This is a genomic window from Candidatus Pantoea communis, from assembly GCF_011752685.1.
GTDB lineage: Bacteria > Pseudomonadota > Gammaproteobacteria > Enterobacterales > Enterobacteriaceae > Pantoea > Pantoea communis.
Genome location: NZ_VWXC01000002.1, coordinates 124198 through 141862 on the forward strand (window position 1 = coordinate 124198; position 17665 = coordinate 141862).

A 17665-nucleotide genomic window follows, 5' to 3' on the forward strand; every position below is an offset into this window, starting at 1 on the left:
AGGTATTGTTTCAACACCGCTATTTGCCCCAGAACCTCCGTACGCCTCTGCCACAGCATAAAATTTCTTCTCTGCCGTAAATTCCCTTTATCTTTACTGTTCCGGTCGTGGCTTCACGCGCGTCCTGTGCCTGCATATCCGTACACTCAATTTATCGCTTTACAAGGAGTTGCCATGACCGCTTTAACCCTTGCCGATCATCAATGGCAGCGCGACGAGTTCACCATCTCTACCGACCGCCAGCGCCTTGATATGGATTACATCCACCAGCAATTGACTGAGAAGTCTTACTGGGCCAACGCGCAGCCACGCGCCAAAACCGAGCGCGCATTTGCCGGCTCGTTGCCGTTTGGTGTTTACCATCAGCAACAGCAGATTGGCTTCGCGCGACTGGTGACGGATTACACCCGATTCGGCTGGTTGTGCGATGTGATGATCGACGAAAACTGGCGAGGCTACGGCCTGGGCAGCTGGCTGGCGACCTGTGTGCGTGCGCACCCGGAGCTGGCCACGGTGCACCGCTGGATGCTCTCTACTAATGATGCCCATCAGCTGTATCAGCGCCTTGGCTGGCGTGTGGTGCAGGATCCGCAAAAACTGATGGAATTTCCTCTCTCCTGATAACGGAGCTTGCTCACCATGGGTTACCGCGTTGGCGTTGATATTGGCGGATCCTTTACGGATTTTGCCGTGCTGAATGAACAGACTCATCAGATTCATACCTTAAAAGTCCTGTCGCGACCGGATCAGCCCGGCAGCGAAATCCTCACCGGGCTGTCGCAGTTGCAGCAGCGTGACGGGATTGAACCCCAGCATATTGACTATTTTACCCACGGCACCACCGTGGGCATCAACGCGGTCATCCAGCGACGTGGCGTGCGGCTGGCGCTGTTTGCCACCGAAGGATTTTGTGATGTGCTGGAGCTGGCGCGTCTCAAAATTCCTCATATTCACGATCTCTTTTCGCGACGTCCGGCACCATTGATTACCCGCGATCGGGTGTTTGCCATCAAAGAGCGAACGGACCGCCACGGCACCGTGTTGCAGCCAGTGGATCGGCAAAGTGTGCTGGATGCCATTGATCAGGCGCGTGCGGCGGGTTGTCAGGGCATTGTGGTGTCGCTGTTACACAGTTATCGCAATCGCCACAACGAAGCAGCAGTCAAAGCCATTATCGACGAGGTGGCGCCTGAACTGCTCACCTCTTGCTCCGCCGACATCTGGCCGATCATTCGCGAATATGAACGGACTATCACCGCCACCATTAATGCCTATGTGCAGCCGATGGTGATTCAGTACCTGGAATCGTTTGAACAGGCGTTGCACACCATGGGCGTTAAGCCGCCGCCGCGTATCACCAAGTCCAATGGTGGCGTGATGGGCGTGGAGCAGGCGAAAAGTGAATGTGTGCAGATGGTGTTGTCCGGTACGGCTTCAGGCGTGATCGGTGCCAGCTTCCTTGCCAGCGCTTGTGGTTTCGACAAGATCCTGAGTCTTGATATTGGCGGCACCAGCGCGGACGTGGCGGTGATCGTCGATGGGCAAGTGGCGCAGGGCAACGGTGAAATCATCGGTGATTTCCCGATTTATATTCCGTCAGTGGCAGTCACCTCGGTGGGGCAGGGTGGCGGCTCGCTGGCGTGGATCGATAACCAGGGCGTGCTGCAGATGGGCCCGGAGAGCGCCGGATCGCTGCCCGGGCCGGTGTGTTTCCAGCGTGGAGGGACGCAACCGACGGCGACCGATGCTTTTGCCGCCTGTGGCATGATCGGGCATGGCGATCTCGGTTACAACGCGGTGAAAGTCGATGTTGCTGCTGCACGTGCTGCCTGGCAGCCGCTGGCAGATCAACTGGGTATCACGGTGGAAGAGACGGCGGAAACCGCCATCGAGCTGGCGATCTCCAGTATGTACGGTGATACCAGCGGACTGCTGTCGCGCTTTGGGTTGGATCCGCGTGAATTTTGGTTCCTCGCCTTTGGCGGCGCGGGCCCGATGATGGGGTGTTTCCTCGCCCGCGAACTCAATATGAAAGGGGTGATCGTGCCGCCTACGCCGGGCGTGCTGTCTGCGCTGGGAGGGTTAGTGGCGGATATCCGCAATGATTTTATCCGTACGCTCTATAGCGATCTGGACACGACGCTGGCGGATGCGCTGGCAACGGAAGCGGAAGGCCTGAGCCAACGCGCACGTGGCTGGCTGTGCGAGCAACACGGCACTGATATGCCATTCACCTTGCACTACAGCGCTGATATGCGCTATCGCGGTCAGTCGTTTGAGATCGAAGTCGCGCTACAGCCAGAGTGGCTGGCGCAGGCCAACGTGGCGGCCTTGCACGAGGCCTTTGACCGCCAGCATCAGCTGCTATTTGGTCACTGTGATGCCAATGCACCCGTGCAGATTATCAACCTGCGTTTAGTGATCGCCTCGCCCACACCGAAGCCAACGCTCAACATCTTACCCGACGCGACCGAGCCCGTTGCCGTTGCGAAACGTGTCAGTGCCTGGATTGATGGCGCATCGCATCAGGTGGATGTGGTGGTGCGTGCCAGTCTGCGGGCCGGGCATCATCTCAACGGACCGGTGATCATCGCACAGGATGACTGTACCACCTGTGTTCCACCGCAGATGCAGGTGGATGTCGATACCTTTGGCAACTTGCTGATTACGCCTGTGGAGGCAAACTAATATGGCCATTAACGGACGTAACCTGCAAATTCTCGCGAACTATTGTGCCGCTGCGGCCGATGCGATGGCGTTTACGCTGATGCGCACCGCGCACTCCACTTTCGTTAAAGAGACCGAAGATTTTTCCTGTCAGATTGTCAGCCGTGACGGCATGGCGTTCGCTTCGCCACGCAGCTTTGGCGCGCCCTGGTACAGCGGCATCGATTACGGCCCGGTGCTGGCGTTAATCGATCATTACGAAGAGGGCGATATCTGCATCACCAATGATTCGTATGCGGGCAATGTGGCAACGCACTCGCCGGATATCCACATCTGGAAGCCGGTGTTCCATAACGGTGAAATTGTCTGTTTTGTGGTGGGTCATATTCACAACACCGACGTGGGCGGTGCGGTGCCGGCTTCGCTGTCGCGCTCGCTGACCGATATCGTGCAGGAGGGCATTCGCATTCCGCCACTCAAGATTGTGCGCAACGGTGAGTTGAATGAAGAAGTCGCCAGCATTATGCGCCTCAACGTGCGTGTACCAGAGCAAAACTGGGGGGATTTCAAAGCGCAGATTGCTTCGGTAAACGTGGGCGAGCGTAAGATCCATGACATCATCGCGCGTTTCGGTATTGAGGATTTCCTGCAGGGCATTGAAGGCATTCTGGACTACGCCGAAGCGCAGGCGCGCAGCATTATCGCCACCATTCCGGATGGTGAATACTTCTATGCTGACTTTGCCGACGAAGATGGTGAAGGCGGCTATCCGTGCCGCGTGGCGATCAGGCTGCGCATTAGCGGCGATACGCTGGAACTGGATTACACCGGCAGCGATCCGCAGCTGGCCTCCTCGCTGAATATGCCCACCGGCGGCCGTGAACGGCATCCGCTGGCGCTGGTGGGTGTGACATATGTGCTCTCAACGCTGGATCGCCATCTGCTGCTTAATGCGGGCACCTTACGCCCGACGCGCGCCATCCTGCCGCCGGGCACCGTAATGAACTGTGAAGCGCCTGCAGCGGTAGGCATGCGTTCGCTGACCTGCGCGTTGTCGCAGATCGCCACCATTGGCGTGTTCTCCCAGGCATTGCCCGATCGCTTACCGGCTAACTCTCCCGGCGGCAACTCAATCATGAATATCCGTACCAGCGATAGTCAGAACCGCAGCGTCGTGGCCTCGCTAGGGCCTGTCGGCGGTGGCGCGGGCGGAACGCCACGTCATGATGGCCCGGATGGTTCAGGTGGGTTATCGGCGTTTCTGAAAAACACGCCTATTGAGATCAACGAGGCAGAAGTCCCCATCCATTTCCATCGCTATGGGTTGGCGGCGGACAGTGCCGGTGCCGGGCGCTATCGCGGCGGTCTGGCCACGGAGATGGCGTTTGAAATTACCGCGCCCAACACCACGGTAACGGCGCGCAATCGCAACCGGTCAGTGTTCGCCTCGGCTGGCGTGCTAGGCGGTGAGTCAGGGGCATTGTCACACTTCCGCACGCTGCGCAACGGCAAGGTCATTGAACACGGCAACACCGATGTCATTCGTTGCCAGCCGGGCGATATCGTTGAGGTGCGCGGGCCGGGCGCGGGAGGGTATGGCCTGCCGGTGGAACGTGACGCGGCGGCAGTGCTGCAGGATGTGCGCTGCGGATTTGTTTCAGTGCAAGTAGCACGTGATAGCTATGGCGTGGCGATCATCGATGATGAGGTGGATGAGGTCACCACTGCGCGTTTACGCGCTGAGATGCAGCGCGAAGCCCGGCAGCATTTTGATCACGGCCCAGCCCGCACTGCGTTTGAACAGCAGTGGACACCGGCGCGCTATGCGTTGCTCACCGCGTTTCTGGCAGAAGCGCCGGTCAGCTGGCGCCACTTCCTGAAGCAACAGGTGTTTGACGCCGTGGCGGCACAACCCGTTGCATTTAAGCCAGCCATAGCAGATACACAGCTGGCAGCACTTGAGGCGCAGATGCAGGCTATCTTTCAAAATCTGCACCAGCGCTATCCGGCGATGATGAACCGGTCGCACTAAGCGCTAATATTCAGCTTCAGGCTTTGCCATAGTCTTTTGTTGCCCGATGACGGTTCATCAGGCGCATTTAAGAGGATGTCACTATGGCTTCAGCAAACACGCCCGTTTGGTTTATTTCTGGTTGTTCAACCGGCTTTGGCCGGGAGCTGGCGCAGCAGACCATTGCGCGCGGCTTTCACACCGTGGTGACCGCGCGTGACCCGGCGAAAGTGCAGGATTTGGTGGCGGGGCATGACAACGCCCTTGCGGTGGCACTGGATGTGACCGATCAGAACAGTATCGATCGCGCGGTTCACGCGGCGCTGGAGAAATTCGGTACCATTGATGTGCTGGTTAACAATGCGGGTTACGGCTATCAGAGTTCAGTCGAAGAGGGTGATGATCGCGAGATCCGTGATCAATTCGATGCCAACGTCTTTGGCCTGTTTGCCTTAACGCGTGCGGTATTACCGGCGATGCGCAAACAGCGTCGCGGGCACGTGATCAATATCACCTCAGTGGCCGGATTTATTGGCTTTGCCAGTTCAGGCTACTATTCGGCCAGCAAACACGCGGTGGAAGGCTGGTCTGATTCCCTGGCGGTGGAAGCGGCGCCTTTAGGCATCCATGTCACTTGTGTCGAGCCGGGGCCATTCCGCACGGATTGGGCGGGGCGTTCACTGCACCAGACGCCAAGCACCTTACCGGAATATGCCGATACGGCGGCGGCGCGCATGAAAGCCACTTCCGAATACAGCGGCACCCAGGCGGGCGATCCGGCTCGCGCGGCCACGGCGATGATTGCCATCACCGAACACGCCAATCCTCCGCGCCATCTGGTGATGGGCGCATGGGGTTATGAGGCGGTGACCAATAAGTTGAAAGAGCGCCTGGCGCAGATCGAAGACTGGAAACAGACGTCGATTGATACAGATTTTCCGTCATAACCCTGGTGCAGGGTAGATCGCGCCGCCACCGCTAACCGGATTAAACGCGAGCGGCGCGGTTTTGACGTCAATGCCCGCAGGGCGGAACACTCTCCTCCCGCTGGGCATTTATATCATCTTTTCAATCTCTTCAAACGGTACGGCCTGGCTGAACAGATATCCCTGCAGCTGATTACATCCTGCATCGGCCAGCGCCATTTTCTGGCCTTCGGTTTCGACCCCTTCAGCGGTGACGGTTAAGCCCATGGCGTGACCCAGACGCACCACGGATTCAACGATTGCCGCAGAATTTTGCGCCACGCCCAGTGATTGGGTGAAGGAGCGATCAATCTTAATTTTGTCGACCGGGAACGTGCTGAGATAGTTGAGGCTGGAATAACCGGTGCCAAAATCATCCAGCGCAATGCGGAAACCGGCTTCACGCAGCGCGATGATGTTATTGCGCGCTTCGTGCTCATCCTCAATCAATACGCCTTCGGTGATCTCCAGTTCCATATGATGCGGATTGGCGCCTTCTTCACGCACAATTTCAACGATGCGCTCCACAAAGCCACTGGCGCGGAACTGCACGGGAGAAACGTTGACCGCCACAATCACCTGCGGCAATTTCAGTGAGGTTTTACAGGCTTCACGTAATACCCATTCGCCCAGCGGAATGATCATCCCGGTCTCTTCGGCGATGGCGATAAAGTCACCCGGCGAGACATCACCACGTACCGGATGCTGCCAGCGCAGCAGGGCTTCTAATCCCACCACACGCTGTCCGCTGATCTCCATCAGGGGTTGATACCACACGCGCAGGCCATCGAAATTGACCAGCGCCTGACGTAAATCCGTCGCCATCTGCTGGCGGGTGCGCAGCGATTCATCCATCACTTTTTCGAACTGGCGATACTGGCCGCGACCACTGTTTTTCGCCTCATAGAGCGCGATGTCCGCTTTACGCATCAGCTCCATACGGTCAATGCCATCTTTAGGGGCCAGCGCCAGCCCGATGCTGACCCCAACCCAGACTTCGCTGCCTTGCAGCTCATAGGCTTCACTCAGCTCACTGATAATGCGTTTTGCCAATGCCTGCACCTGACCGATGTTATCGACGTCCGGCATCATCACAATAAATTCATCCCCACCGATGCGTCCTACGGTATCGCTGGCACGCAAGATGTGCGTGAGGCGGCGCGCCACCTCAATGATCAACTCATCACCCGCATGATGACCATAGGTATCATTGATGTTTTTAAAGCGATCGAGATCAAGCAACAGCAGCGCCACACGCTGATCGTGCCGGGCGGATGCCGCCAGCGCCTGGGTCAGCCGATCTTCCACCAGCGCCCGATTCGGCAGCCCGGTCAGCACATCGTGAAAAGCCAGATGCTGCGCTTGCGCTTCACTGGCACCGAGCTTAAGCAAAGATTGCGACAGATTGAGAGAGGAGGTCCAGATGCGCCTGACCATAAACAGACAGAGCAGGGTAATCAGCAGCACGGATAACAGTGTTGAAGGGCCGAGCATGCGCAACATCTGCGCACCGGGTTTATCCGGTAGCCAGCTCAGGTAACCCACGGCATCGCCTTGCTGTGAATTCAGTTGATAGAGTGCATCTGTTCCGGGCTGCGGTGCGCCATCGCTAAAATGCAGCTGCTGCAGCTGGCTGCGATCCGCCAGATTACGTAAATAGCCATCATCGAGGAATTTGATACTCACTAATCGATAGCGGCCTGCTTCACGGGTGCTGCTGATATCGCCAACGGCCAGGGCCGCGGCACGTTGCCCAATGCGCACGAAATCGGCACGATCGCTGGGACCCGCCACCTCATCGCTGCTCACCACGAGCGGACTGGCCAGCATGTCTTTAAGGTATTGCCCTACGCTGTCACTGGATACGCGTTTACCCTCACGCCAGACCGCCAGTGGCTGATTGTTACGATCCATCAGCAGAATCAACTGGTGGTCAAACATGTCATAAAGCCAGCCGCCGATATTTTGATCTAACCAGTTCTGATCCGGCACGCCCAACGCCAATTGGTCAGCGAGAGGCGACCAGCGAGTCAAACTGCGCAGCTGACGCAAATGTTCATTCAAACTTTGGCTAAAGGAGGCCCCAATCATACGTTGCTGTTGATCGCGAGCCTGTTCATTGCTCAGCGAGGTGCCCCAGAACAAGCCAACACCTGCTCCGGCAAAGGTTAAAACTAAAATCGCCACCAAAGGCAAAATCACTTCCCGAACGAAATTGCGTCTGAATCCATCTGACAGTTTGATTGTATTAATCATTTTAAGGTTCGCGTGACAAGGAGGGCTCATCAATAACGTTAGCAGACTTTACGCAAGCTGCACCCAGTAAGGAAAGCGATAAAGCGGTGAAAATAAGCGATAATTTTTTGAACACTGTCACAAAGGCAACAGTTAAAAATTTTTTATTAAAACCGCAGCCGTTTCGCTTCGATCCTGCTGCCCTAAAGCAAATTCATCCTCACGTCATTGAGTCGTCACGGCGCTGTCATCTGGCTCGCGCACTGTAGTCGCCATCTCGCAGCACTTGTCGCTGCGTTCCTCAACCATAGCGAATGAGGTATTGAACGTGATGGAGATATCCAGACATCCGACCACTGTTTACCAGGCGGTCGCCGCCCAACTGGAGCAGGCACTGCAAGAGCGTTATCGCTGCGGTGACTATCTGCCTTCCGAACAGCAGTTAGCCGACCACTATGAAGTCAACCGCCATACGTTGCGCCGCGCGGTGGATGAACTGGTGAATAAAGGGCTGCTGCAACGCCGTCACGGCGTCGGCATCCTGGTGTTGATGCGTCCGTATGATTACCCCTTGCATGCGCAGGCGCGCTTTAGCCAAAACCTGCTGGAGCAGGGCAGCCACCCCACCAGTGAGCGGTTACTGGCGGTATTGCGTCCCGCCAGCAGTGATGTGGCCAGTGCGCTGGCCATTAATGAAGGCGACAACGTGATTCATCTGCGCACGCTGCGCCGCGTCAATGGTGTGCCAGTGTGTGTCATCAATCACTTCCTGCCGGAACTGAGCTGGTGGCCAACGATACAGCAGTTCCAGAATGGCTCGCTGCACGACTTTATGCAGCAACATCTCGGCCTCGATTTAACCCGTTCGCAAACCCGAATCAGCACCCGCCGCGCCCAGGCTAAAGAGTGTAAACAGCTGGAGATTGCCCTGCAGTCACCGCTGCTGTGCGTGCGCACCCTGAATAAGCACCGTGACGGTCAGGTAGCGGAATACTCCGTCAGCCTGACGCGTGGCGACATGATTGAACTGACTCTGGAGCATGAATGAAACAGCAAACCGCTCGCCAGCATTGGCTATCGGTACTCGCGCACAGCGAAGCCAGCCAGCTAAATGCCCACTGGCAGTCGCTGCACCTCAATGCACAATTTGAAGCGATTCGTCCCGCCGAAACCGGTTTAACCCGTTTGCAGGCGCGCATGGGCGGTAGCGGCAAACGCTTCGTGATGGGCGATGCCACGGTCACGCGTGCCGTAGTGAAACTGCACGATGGCACCCTTGGCTTCAGCTATGTGCTGGGCCGCGATAAAGCCCATGCCGAACGCTGCGCCGTGATTGATGCGCTGCTGCAACAGCCAGAAACCCATGCGCTGTTGCAGGAAAAATTAATTGCCCCGCTGGCGGCCTTGCGTGAAGAGCAGCGTCAGCTGCGTGCACGTGAAATCGCCAGCTCTAAAGTGGACTTCTTTACGCTGGTACGCGGAGATAACTAATGACATTACTGGCCAGTTTTAACCATCCGGTTGCCGATTCACAGCGTGCTTTTCGTCGCATCCTGAAAGCCATGAGCGAGCCAGGCGTCATGGTCTCACTGCCGCTGGAACAGGGCTGGGGCGATTTGTCTCCTGCCGCGACGGCGGTACTGCTGACGCTGGTGGATCAGGAGAGTGTGCTGTGGCTGGATAGCCGTGTAGACAGCGAAATCGTGCGTAACAACCTGCGTTTCCACACCGGTGTGCCGATTGTGGAAGAGCGCCATGCACCGTTTGCCTTAACCCATGCAGCGTCAAATCCGGATCCTGCGCAGTTCGCGCCGGGCGACAATATGTCACCGGAAAAAAGCACCACGCTGATCATTGAAGTGCCTTCCCTGAATGGGGGTTTAACCCTGCGCCTGTCCGGCCCTGGCCTGCGTGAATCACGCGCCATCGCGCCACAGTTGCCGGAAGCGATTCTGACTTATCTGCGCGAGCGTCCGCATCCGTTCCCACTGGGCGTGGATCTGATTTTCACCTGCGGTGAAGCGATGATGGCCTTGCCACGCACCACTGACGTGGAGGTGTGCTGATGTACGTTGCGGTGAAAGGGGGCGAGAAGGCGATAGCCAGCGCCCATGAGCTTCAGGCCGATCTGCGCCGTGGCGACCGTGACGTGGCGGAACTGGGTTGCGATCAGGTCGCGCAACAGTTGGGATTAGCAGTGGATCGCGTGATGACCGAAGGCGGCATTTACGATCCCCAGCTCGCGGCCTTAGCGATTAAACAAGCCAGCGGCGATTTGGTGGAAGCCATCTTCCTGCTGCGCGCCTATAGCACCACCTTGCCACGTCTGGCTGATAGCCTGGCGCTGGAAACCGACGAGATGCGCATCGAACGTCGTATTTCGGCGGTCTACAAGGATTTGCCGGGCGGTCAGGTACTCGGCCCCACTTACGATTACAGCCACCGTCTGCTCGATTTCACTCTGCTGGCGAATGGTGAAACCCCGGCGGCACCGCGTGACGATCAGGCACTGCCTGAGCGCTGTCCGCACGTGTTCAGCATGATGACCAAAGAAGGTCTGGCGGCGCGTGAAGAGGATGATGGCAGCGAGCCGTGCGATATCACCCGCGAGCCGCCCGGTTATCCAGCGACGCGCGCGGCCCGTTTGCAACAGCTGGTGCGCGGCGATGAAGGTTTTCTGCTGGCACTCGGTTACTCCACCCAGCGTGGCTACGGGCGTAACCATCCGTTTGCTGGCGAAATCCGCACCGGCTATCTCAGCGTATCGATCTGCCCGGAAGAACTGGGCTTTGAGATTGATATCGGTGAAATCCTGCTGACCGAGTGTGAAATGGTTAACGGCTTCACCACGCAAACTGAGGGTGCGCCGCACTTCACCCGTGGTTACGGCCTGGTGTTTGGGCGCTCAGAGCGTAAAGCGATGGCGATGGCGCTGGTGGATCGTGCCCTGCAAGCACCCGATTACGATGAACGTATTGCCGGTCCGGCGCAGGACGAAGAGTTTGTGCTGTCGCATGCCGACAACGTGGAAGCGGCGGGCTTTGTTTCGCATCTAAAACTGCCGCATTACGTCGATTTCCAGGCGGAGCTGGAGTTGCTGAAACGGCTGCGTGAACAGGTTCAGGAGCAAAACGATGAGTGAGTTAACCGGCTATAACAACGGCTATCTGGATGAGCAGACCAAGCGCACTATCCGTCGCGCGATCCTCAAAGCGGTAGCGATTCCAGGTTATCAGGTGCCGTTTGCCGGACGTGAAATGCCGATGCCTTACGGCTGGGGCACCGGCGGGATCCAGATCACCGCCAGCATCATTGGCGACAGCGACGTGCTGAAGGTGATTGACCAGGGCGCGGATGACACCACCAACGCCGTATCCATCCGTCGTTTCTTCCAGCGCGTCAGCGGGGCCGCCACTACTGAAGCCACCAAAGACGCCACGCTGATCCAGACGCGCCACCGTATTCCGGAGACGCCGCTGCAGGAAGATCAGGTGCTGATTTTCCAGGTGCCGATTCCTGAGCCGCTGCGCTTTATCGAACCACGCGAAACGGAAACTCGCACCATGCACGCACTGGAAGAGTACGGCATCATGCAGGTCAAACTGTATGAAGATATCGCCCGCTACGGCCATATCGCCACCACCTATGCCTATCCGGTCAAGGTCAACGATCGCTACGTGATGGACCCTTCGCCGATTCCGAAATTCGACAACCCGAAGATGCACATGATGCCCGCACTGCAGCTGTTTGGTGCTGGCCGTGAAAAACGCATCTACGCGCTGCCGCCGTACACCAAAGTGGAAAGCCTCGACTTCGACGACCACCCATTCACCGTACAAAGCTGGGATGAACCCTGTGCCCTGTGCGGTTCACGCCACAGCTACCTTGATGAGGTGGTGATGGATGATGCCGGTACGCGCATGTTTGTCTGCTCCGATACCGATTTTTGCCACCAGCAGCAGGAACAACAACATGCACAGTGAACAGCCGCTGCTTGCGGTCAACAATCTGACGCACCTCTATGCGCCAGGCAAAGGTTTTGAAGACGTCAGCTTTGAACTCTATCCAGGGGAAGTCTTGGGCATTGTGGGTGAGTCTGGTTCCGGCAAAACCACGCTGCTGCGCAGCCTGTCGGCGCGTTTAGCGCCACAGCAGGGCAACATTCTCTATCGCGCTCAGGATCTCTATCAGCTAAGTGAAAGCGATCGCCGCCGCTTATTGCGCACGGAGTGGGGCGTGGTGCATCAGCATCCATTGGATGGATTGCGTCCGCAGGTCACGGCAGGCGGCAACATTGGTGAGCGCTTGATGGCCGTCGGCCAGCGCCATTACGGCGATATCCGTAAAGAGGCGATGCGCTGGTTGCAGGACGTCGAAATCCCCGCCAACCGCATTGACGATTTGCCGACCACCTTCTCCGGCGGTATGCAGCAGCGTTTGCAGATTGCCCGCAACCTGGTGACCCAGCCCACGCTGGTGTTTATGGATGAGCCGACCGGCGGACTGGATGTATCCGTGCAGGCGCGACTGCTGGATCTGCTGCGTACCCTGGTTCGTGAACTCAATCTGGCGGTGGTGATTGTCACGCACGATCTCGGCGTGGCGCGCTTGCTGGCGCACCGTCTGTTGGTGATGAAGCAGGGCAAAGTGGTGGAGAGCGGTCTGACCGATCGGGTGCTGGACGATCCGCACCATCCCTACACCCAACTGCTGGTTTCATCGGTGCTGGCTTAACTTCATCAGGACATCAACATGCAACCTTTATTGCGCGTAGAGAAACTCAGCAAAACCTTTGTGCTGCACAACCAGAGCAGCGCCGAGCTGCCGGTGCTGCAGGATGCCAATCTTGAAGTGTGCGCCGGTGAGTGCGTGGTGCTGCACGGTCGCTCCGGCAGCGGAAAATCCACCTTACTGCGCGCGCTATACGGCAACTATCAGGCCAACAGCGGTCATATCTGGCTGCAACATCAGGGTGAGTGGATCGATATGGCACAGGCTCCCGCGCGCCAGATACTGGCGATTCGCCGCGAAACCGTTGGCTGGGTCAGCCAGTTCCTGCGGGTGATCCCTCGCGTCCCGACGCTGGAGATCGTAATGCAACCGCTGTTAGAGCGCGGTGTGGAGCGTGCTTTCTGTGAGAAACGTGCCAAAGAGCTGCTGACGCGCCTCAATGTGCCGGAGCGTTTATGGTCACTCGCGCCATCCACTTTCTCCGGTGGTGAACAGCAGCGCGTCAACATCGCGCGTGGTTTTATCGCCGACTATCCAGTGCTGCTGCTGGATGAACCTACCGCTTCCCTCGACAGTGCCAACAGCGCAGCGGTGGTGGAATTGATTGAACAGGCGCGCACCCGTGGTGCCGCCATTGTGGGTATTTTCCATGACGAAGCGGTGCGCGCACGCGTGGCCGATCGCCTGCACGTCATGCAGCCGGTTAAAACAGGAGCAGAAGCATGATCGTCAATAACGTCCGTTTGGTGCTGGAACATGAAGTTGTCACCGGTTCGCTGGAAATCCGTGAGGGTCGCATTGCCAGTTTCAGTGACAGTACCAGCCAATTAGCGGGCGCACTCGATGGCGAAAACGCCTTCCTGCTGCCAGGTCTGGTCGAGTTGCACACCGATAACCTCGATAAGTTCTTCACGCCGCGTCCGAAAGTGGACTGGCCGGCACACTCAGCGATGAGTAGCCACGATGCGCTAATGGTCGCCAGCGGCATTACCACGGTGCTGGATGCCATTGGTGTCGGCGATGTGCGCGACGGCGGTCATCGCATTGAGAACCTGAGCAAGATGATCAACGCGATTCAGGACAGTAACCGCAAAGGCATTAACCGTGTCGATCACCATCTGCACCTGCGCTGTGAGTTGCCCCATAACACCACGCTGCCGCTGTTCGAAAAGCTGATGAGTACGCCGGAGCTGTCGCTGGTGTCGCTGATGGATCATTCGCCAGGCCAGCGTCAGTACGCTTCGCTGGAGATGTATCGCACTTACTATCAGGGCAAATATTCGCTCAATGATGAGCAGATGGATCAGTTCGAGCGTGAGCAACTGGCGCTGGCCGCCGAGTTCTCCACCCCGAACCGCAACGCCATTTCCGGCCTGTGCCGTTCGCGCGGCATTCCGATTGCCAGCCATGATGATGCCACAGCGGCACACGTTGCCGAATCACACGATGTAGGCAGCACCATTGCTGAATTCCCCACCACGCTGGAGGCCGCACGCGCCTCGCGGGAATGCGGTATGCAGGTGTTGATGGGCGCGCCGAATATCGTACGCGGCGGCTCGCATTCCGGCAACGTGGCAGCCTGGGAGTTGGCCAGCCATGGCCTGCTGGATATTTTGTCATCCGACTACTACCCGGCGAGCCTGCTGGACGCGGTGTTCCGCTTAGTGGCGGATGAACGCAACAGCCTGACGTTGCCCCAAACCGCCGCGCTGGTGACACGTAATCCGGCTCGCGCTATTGGCTTGCACGATCGCGGAGTGATTGGCGAAGGCATGCGTGCCGATCTGGTGCTGGCGCATACCGAACATGGGCATCCTCACATTCGCCACGTCTGGTCGCAGGGCAGGCTGGTGTTCTGATGGCGCGCCTGATCTGGCTAACCGGGCCTTCGGGCTCGGGTAAAGACAGTCTGTTGAATGCGCTACGCGAAGCGCCGCCGGATAACCTGGTTATCGCCCATCGCTACATTACGCGTCCGGCCGATGCCGGGGGCGAAAACCATGTGGCGCTGAGCGAGGCGGAGTTTCGGCGGCGTCAGGCACTGGGATTGTTTGCCATCAGCTGGCAGGCACACGGCCTGTATTACGGTCTGGGAGAAGAGATCGATCACTGGCTGGCGCGCGGGTTGAATGTATTGGTCAATGGTTCACGTCTGCATTTGCCGATTGTTGAGCAGCATTACGGGGCACAACTGTTGCCGCTGGTGCTGCAAGTCTCTCCGGCGGTGCTGGAAATGCGTTTACGGCAGCGCGGACGTGAAAGTGAAGCCGAAATCGGTAAACGGCTGGTGCGTGCGGCAGAACCGCTGCCTGCGCACTGCCATCCGCTCAATAACGATGGCGCACTGAGCGACACGCTCGACACACTGCGTCAACTGCTGGAGCATCCGCCATGAACCTCACTTTTCTCGGAACCGGTGGCGTGCAATCTGCACCGCTGTTTGGCTGTGATTGTCACGCCTGTGAACGCGCCCGCCTTGAACCGAGACGCGCACGTGCCGCCACCAGTGCGCTGATTGACACCGGCAGCGAACGTATTTTGCTGGATGCCGGACGCCACGATCTGCATCAGCGGTTCCGCCCTGGCGAGTTGAGCCGCATTTTACTGACCCATTTTCATATGGATCATGTAGCGGGACTCTTTAGCCTGCGTTGGGGATTGGGTGAACCGATTCCGGTGTGGGCGCCACCGGATGAGAAGGGCTGTGATGACCTGTTTAAGCATCCGGGCCTGCTGGATTTCCGTTCTGCGTTAACGCCTTTTGTGCCTCACAGTTTCGGGGCGTTGCAGGTCACGCCGCTGCCGTTACAGCACTCAAAACTCACTTATGGCTACCTGTTCGACTGGCACGGTACGCGGCTTGCCTGGCTGTGTGATACCTGCGGACTACCCCCGGACACTGCAGATTTTCTTGATGGTCAACCGCTGGATCAGCTGGTGATTGACTGCAATGACCCGCCGCGAGAAAGCGTACGCAATCATAATGATGTGACGCGCGCATTGCAGATTATTGAACAGCTGGCGCCGCGCCAGGCCTGGCTTATCCACCTGAGTCATGAGATGGACAGTTGGTTACTCAATAATCGCTTACCGGACAATGTGCTGGCGGCTACCGACGGTCAGACCATCACGGTCGGTTCCTCACACGCTGTCACTGTTTAATCATTTTACTGTCATCAAGACTTCATCGGATTTGCCCGTAATAACGGGCAATCAAGACCTCAGCGAGATGGAGTGCAACATGGCACAGGCATTACTGAAAACCGTTATCGACAATCCTTATGTTCCGCACGCCGGGCAAGGCAACAAGGTGCTGTCGGTGCAGGGACTGTGCAAGGCGTACGGCGAAAACCGCGTACTGGATAATGTCAGCTTCGATCTGCATGCGGGCGAGCTGGTGGCCGTGATTGGTCGCTCAGGCGCAGGCAAATCGACACTGTTACACATGCTGAACGGCACCATCAGTGCTTCGCAGGGCGCGATTCTCAGCAATCGTCAGGGTGAAGCGGATCGTGATGTAGTGACGCTCAACAGCCGCCAGATGCGCGAATGGCGCAGCGAATGCGGCATGATCTTCCAGGACTTCTGTCTGGTGCCTCGTCTTGATGTACTGACCAACGTCCTGCTGGGACGCCTGAGCCAGACCTCAACCCTGAAATCCTTCTTCAAAGTGTTCTCCGAAGCGGACCGTGCGCAGGCCATTGAGCTGCTGCAGTGGATGAACATGCTGCCGCAGGCGCTGCAGCGTGCGGAGAACCTGTCAGGCGGACAGATGCAGCGCGTGGCGATTTGCCGTGCGCTGATGCAGAACCCGCGCATCCTGCTGGCGGACGAGCCGGTGGCTTCGCTCGATCCGAAAAACACCAAACGCATTATGGATGTGCTGCGCCAGGTGAGCGAGCAGGGCATCAGTGTGATGGTGAACCTGCACTCGATTGAACTGGTGAAGCAGTACTGCACCCGTGTTATCGGCATTCAGCGCGGCAAAGTGCTGTTTGACGGACATCCTTCTCAGTTGACTGATGGCTTGCTGCATGAGCTATACGGCGACGAAATTAACCAGCTCCACTAACTTCCACGGCAAGAGAAAAAACACGAATGAAACTGACCTCTTTAGCTTTATTGACTGTTGCAATGACTTTTGGCGTTAACGCAGCGGATGCACCAAAAGAATTGAACCTCGGGATTTTGGGTGGACAGAACGCCACTCAGCAGATCGGTGATAACCAGTGCGTGAAAGATTTCTTCGACAAAGAGCTGAATGTCGATACCAAAATGCGCAACTCGTCTGACTACTCAGGCGTGATTCAGGGCCTGCTGGGTAACAAAATTGATATGGTGCTGAGCATGTCTCCAGCATCTTACGCTTCCGTCTATCTGCAGAACCCGAAAGCGGTTGATGTTGTCGGCATCGTGGTAGATGACAAAGACGGTTCACAGGGTTACCACTCAGTCGTGATCGTGAAAGCGGACAGCCCGTACAAAAAACTGGAAGACCTGAAAGGTAAATCTTTCGGCATGGCCGATCCGGATTCAACTTCTGGCTTCCTGATGCCAAACCAGGCGTTCAAGAAAGAGTTCGGTGGCACAGTTGACGACAAGTACAACAACACCTTCTCCAGCGTCACCTTCTCTGGCGGCCATGAGCAGGACATCCTGGGTGTGCTGAATGGTCAGTTCGAAGGCGCAGTGACCTGGACCTCTATGATCGGCGATTACGACAAGGGTTATACCTCTGGTGCCTTTGGCCGCATGATGCGCATGGACCAGCCTGACCTGATGAAGAAAATCCGCATCATCTGGCAGTCCCCGCTGATCCCGAACGGTCCAATCCTGGTGAGCAACAACTTGCCCGCTGACTTCAAACAGAAGCTGGTGGCGGCGATCAAGAAGCTGGATAAAGAAGACCACAGCTGCTTTGTTAAAGCGGTGGGCGGTGCTCAGCACATCGGCCCGGCAACCGTTGCCGATTACCAGAACATCATTGATATGAAACGTGATCTGATGAAAGGCTCACGCGGTTAATTTCGCGTCTGACCGTCAGGGTCGCCCGTGA

At 57.3% G+C, this 17665-nt stretch carries 17 protein-coding genes; 16 read left to right on the plus strand and 1 reads right to left on the minus strand.

Features of this window, described 5'->3' with window-relative positions:
• Nucleotides 1-174 precede the first annotated feature (174 nt).
• From F3J37_RS04640 to F3J37_RS04655, 4 genes are all read left to right on the plus strand, one after another.
• Complete coding sequence (locus F3J37_RS04640; protein WP_166932146.1) at nucleotides 175-621, plus strand: GNAT family N-acetyltransferase; 447 nt, start codon at nucleotides 175-177, stop codon at nucleotides 619-621.
• An 18-nt stretch (nucleotides 622-639) separates the two neighbouring features.
• The gene (locus tag F3J37_RS04645; RefSeq protein WP_166932147.1) at nucleotides 640-2688 is read left to right on the plus strand and encodes a hydantoinase/oxoprolinase family protein; all 2049 of its coding nucleotides are present in this window, start codon (nucleotides 640-642) and stop codon (nucleotides 2686-2688) included.
• Nucleotide 2689: 1 nt separating this feature from the next.
• Entirely contained in the window at nucleotides 2690-4699 is a 2010-nt protein-coding gene (locus F3J37_RS04650; protein WP_166932149.1) for a hydantoinase B/oxoprolinase family protein, read from the plus strand.
• 83 nt (nucleotides 4700-4782) lie between these two features.
• Nucleotides 4783-5625: an oxidoreductase gene (locus F3J37_RS04655; protein WP_166932151.1), complete on the plus strand. Its 843-nt coding sequence runs from the start codon at nucleotides 4783-4785 to the stop codon at nucleotides 5623-5625.
• A gap of 108 nt (nucleotides 5626-5733) precedes the next feature.
• Here F3J37_RS04655 and F3J37_RS04660 read toward each other — a convergent pair whose 3' ends face one another.
• On the minus strand, nucleotides 5734-7899 hold the full coding sequence (locus tag F3J37_RS04660; RefSeq protein ID WP_166932153.1) for a putative bifunctional diguanylate cyclase/phosphodiesterase: 2166 nt from the start codon (nucleotides 7897-7899) through the stop codon (nucleotides 5734-5736).
• 310 nt (nucleotides 7900-8209) lie between these two features.
• Here F3J37_RS04660 and phnF point away from each other — a divergent pair, with 310 nt between their 5' ends.
• The 12 genes from phnF (at nucleotide 8210) to phnD (ending at nucleotide 17634) form a co-directional block, all read left to right on the plus strand.
• On the plus strand, nucleotides 8210-8926 hold the full coding sequence (gene phnF / locus F3J37_RS04665; protein ID WP_166932154.1) for a phosphonate metabolism transcriptional regulator PhnF: 717 nt from the start codon (nucleotides 8210-8212) through the stop codon (nucleotides 8924-8926).
• Complete coding sequence (gene phnG, locus F3J37_RS04670) at nucleotides 8923-9369, plus strand: phosphonate C-P lyase system protein PhnG (RefSeq protein WP_034824584.1); 447 nt, start codon at nucleotides 8923-8925, stop codon at nucleotides 9367-9369. Before phnF ends, phnG begins: the two co-directional genes overlap by 4 nt.
• Complete coding sequence (gene phnH / locus F3J37_RS04675; RefSeq protein ID WP_166932156.1) at nucleotides 9369-9944, plus strand: phosphonate C-P lyase system protein PhnH; 576 nt, start codon at nucleotides 9369-9371, stop codon at nucleotides 9942-9944. The genes phnG and phnH overlap by 1 nt, the downstream gene beginning before the upstream one ends.
• Nucleotides 9944-11020: a carbon-phosphorus lyase complex subunit gene (locus F3J37_RS04680; protein ID WP_166932158.1), complete on the plus strand. Its 1077-nt coding sequence runs from the start codon at nucleotides 9944-9946 to the stop codon at nucleotides 11018-11020. Before phnH ends, F3J37_RS04680 begins: the two co-directional genes overlap by 1 nt.
• On the plus strand, nucleotides 11013-11861 hold the full coding sequence (locus F3J37_RS04685; RefSeq protein ID WP_058962106.1) for an alpha-D-ribose 1-methylphosphonate 5-phosphate C-P-lyase PhnJ: 849 nt from the start codon (nucleotides 11013-11015) through the stop codon (nucleotides 11859-11861). The genes F3J37_RS04680 and F3J37_RS04685 overlap by 8 nt, the downstream gene beginning before the upstream one ends.
• The gene (gene phnK, locus F3J37_RS04690; protein ID WP_038646247.1) at nucleotides 11851-12612 is read left to right on the plus strand and encodes a phosphonate C-P lyase system protein PhnK; all 762 of its coding nucleotides are present in this window, start codon (nucleotides 11851-11853) and stop codon (nucleotides 12610-12612) included. The genes F3J37_RS04685 and phnK overlap by 11 nt, the downstream gene beginning before the upstream one ends.
• A gap of 18 nt (nucleotides 12613-12630) precedes the next feature.
• Complete coding sequence (gene phnL, locus F3J37_RS04695) at nucleotides 12631-13335, plus strand: phosphonate C-P lyase system protein PhnL (protein WP_034824574.1); 705 nt, start codon at nucleotides 12631-12633, stop codon at nucleotides 13333-13335.
• Nucleotides 13332-14468 (plus strand): alpha-D-ribose 1-methylphosphonate 5-triphosphate diphosphatase, encoded by a 1137-nt coding sequence (gene phnM, locus F3J37_RS04700; RefSeq protein WP_166932160.1) that lies wholly within the window; start codon nucleotides 13332-13334, stop codon nucleotides 14466-14468. Before phnL ends, phnM begins: the two co-directional genes overlap by 4 nt.
• Nucleotides 14468-15004: a ribose 1,5-bisphosphokinase gene (gene phnN, locus F3J37_RS04705; protein WP_166932162.1), complete on the plus strand. Its 537-nt coding sequence runs from the start codon at nucleotides 14468-14470 to the stop codon at nucleotides 15002-15004. Before phnM ends, phnN begins: the two co-directional genes overlap by 1 nt.
• A complete protein-coding gene (gene phnP, locus F3J37_RS04710) occupies nucleotides 15001-15771 on the plus strand; it encodes a phosphonate metabolism protein PhnP (RefSeq protein ID WP_058962103.1) in 771 nt (256 codons plus the stop codon). Before phnN ends, phnP begins: the two co-directional genes overlap by 4 nt.
• A gap of 79 nt (nucleotides 15772-15850) precedes the next feature.
• Nucleotides 15851-16681, plus strand: coding sequence for a phosphonate ABC transporter ATP-binding protein (phnC, locus tag F3J37_RS04715; protein WP_034824566.1), 831 nt, complete (start codon nucleotides 15851-15853; stop codon nucleotides 16679-16681).
• 26 nt (nucleotides 16682-16707) lie between these two features.
• Entirely contained in the window at nucleotides 16708-17634 is a 927-nt protein-coding gene (gene phnD, locus F3J37_RS04720) for a phosphonate ABC transporter substrate-binding protein (protein WP_034824564.1), read from the plus strand.
• Nucleotides 17635-17665: the final 31 nt, after the last annotated feature.

Coding starts and splice junctions, on each gene's coding strand:
- F3J37_RS04640 (WP_166932146.1), top strand. CDS start 175: ATGACCGCTTTAACCCTTGCCGATCATCAATGGCAGCGCGACGAGTTC.
- F3J37_RS04645 (WP_166932147.1), top strand. CDS start 640: ATGGGTTACCGCGTTGGCGTTGATATTGGCGGATCCTTTACGGATTTT.
- F3J37_RS04650 (WP_166932149.1), top strand. CDS start 2,690: ATGGCCATTAACGGACGTAACCTGCAAATTCTCGCGAACTATTGTGCC.
- F3J37_RS04655 (WP_166932151.1), top strand. CDS start 4,783: ATGGCTTCAGCAAACACGCCCGTTTGGTTTATTTCTGGTTGTTCAACC.
- F3J37_RS04660 (WP_166932153.1), bottom strand. CDS start 7,899: ATGATTAATACAATCAAACTGTCAGATGGATTCAGACGCAATTTCGTT.
- phnF (WP_166932154.1), top strand. CDS start 8,210: ATGGAGATATCCAGACATCCGACCACTGTTTACCAGGCGGTCGCCGCC.
- phnG (WP_034824584.1), top strand. CDS start 8,923: ATGAAACAGCAAACCGCTCGCCAGCATTGGCTATCGGTACTCGCGCAC.
- phnH (WP_166932156.1), top strand. CDS start 9,369: ATGACATTACTGGCCAGTTTTAACCATCCGGTTGCCGATTCACAGCGT.
- F3J37_RS04680 (WP_166932158.1), top strand. CDS start 9,944: ATGTACGTTGCGGTGAAAGGGGGCGAGAAGGCGATAGCCAGCGCCCAT.
- F3J37_RS04685 (WP_058962106.1), top strand. CDS start 11,013: ATGAGTGAGTTAACCGGCTATAACAACGGCTATCTGGATGAGCAGACC.
- phnK (WP_038646247.1), top strand. CDS start 11,851: ATGCACAGTGAACAGCCGCTGCTTGCGGTCAACAATCTGACGCACCTC.
- phnL (WP_034824574.1), top strand. CDS start 12,631: ATGCAACCTTTATTGCGCGTAGAGAAACTCAGCAAAACCTTTGTGCTG.
- phnM (WP_166932160.1), top strand. CDS start 13,332: ATGATCGTCAATAACGTCCGTTTGGTGCTGGAACATGAAGTTGTCACC.
- phnN (WP_166932162.1), top strand. CDS start 14,468: ATGGCGCGCCTGATCTGGCTAACCGGGCCTTCGGGCTCGGGTAAAGAC.
- phnP (WP_058962103.1), top strand. CDS start 15,001: ATGAACCTCACTTTTCTCGGAACCGGTGGCGTGCAATCTGCACCGCTG.
- phnC (WP_034824566.1), top strand. CDS start 15,851: ATGGCACAGGCATTACTGAAAACCGTTATCGACAATCCTTATGTTCCG.
- phnD (WP_034824564.1), top strand. CDS start 16,708: ATGAAACTGACCTCTTTAGCTTTATTGACTGTTGCAATGACTTTTGGC.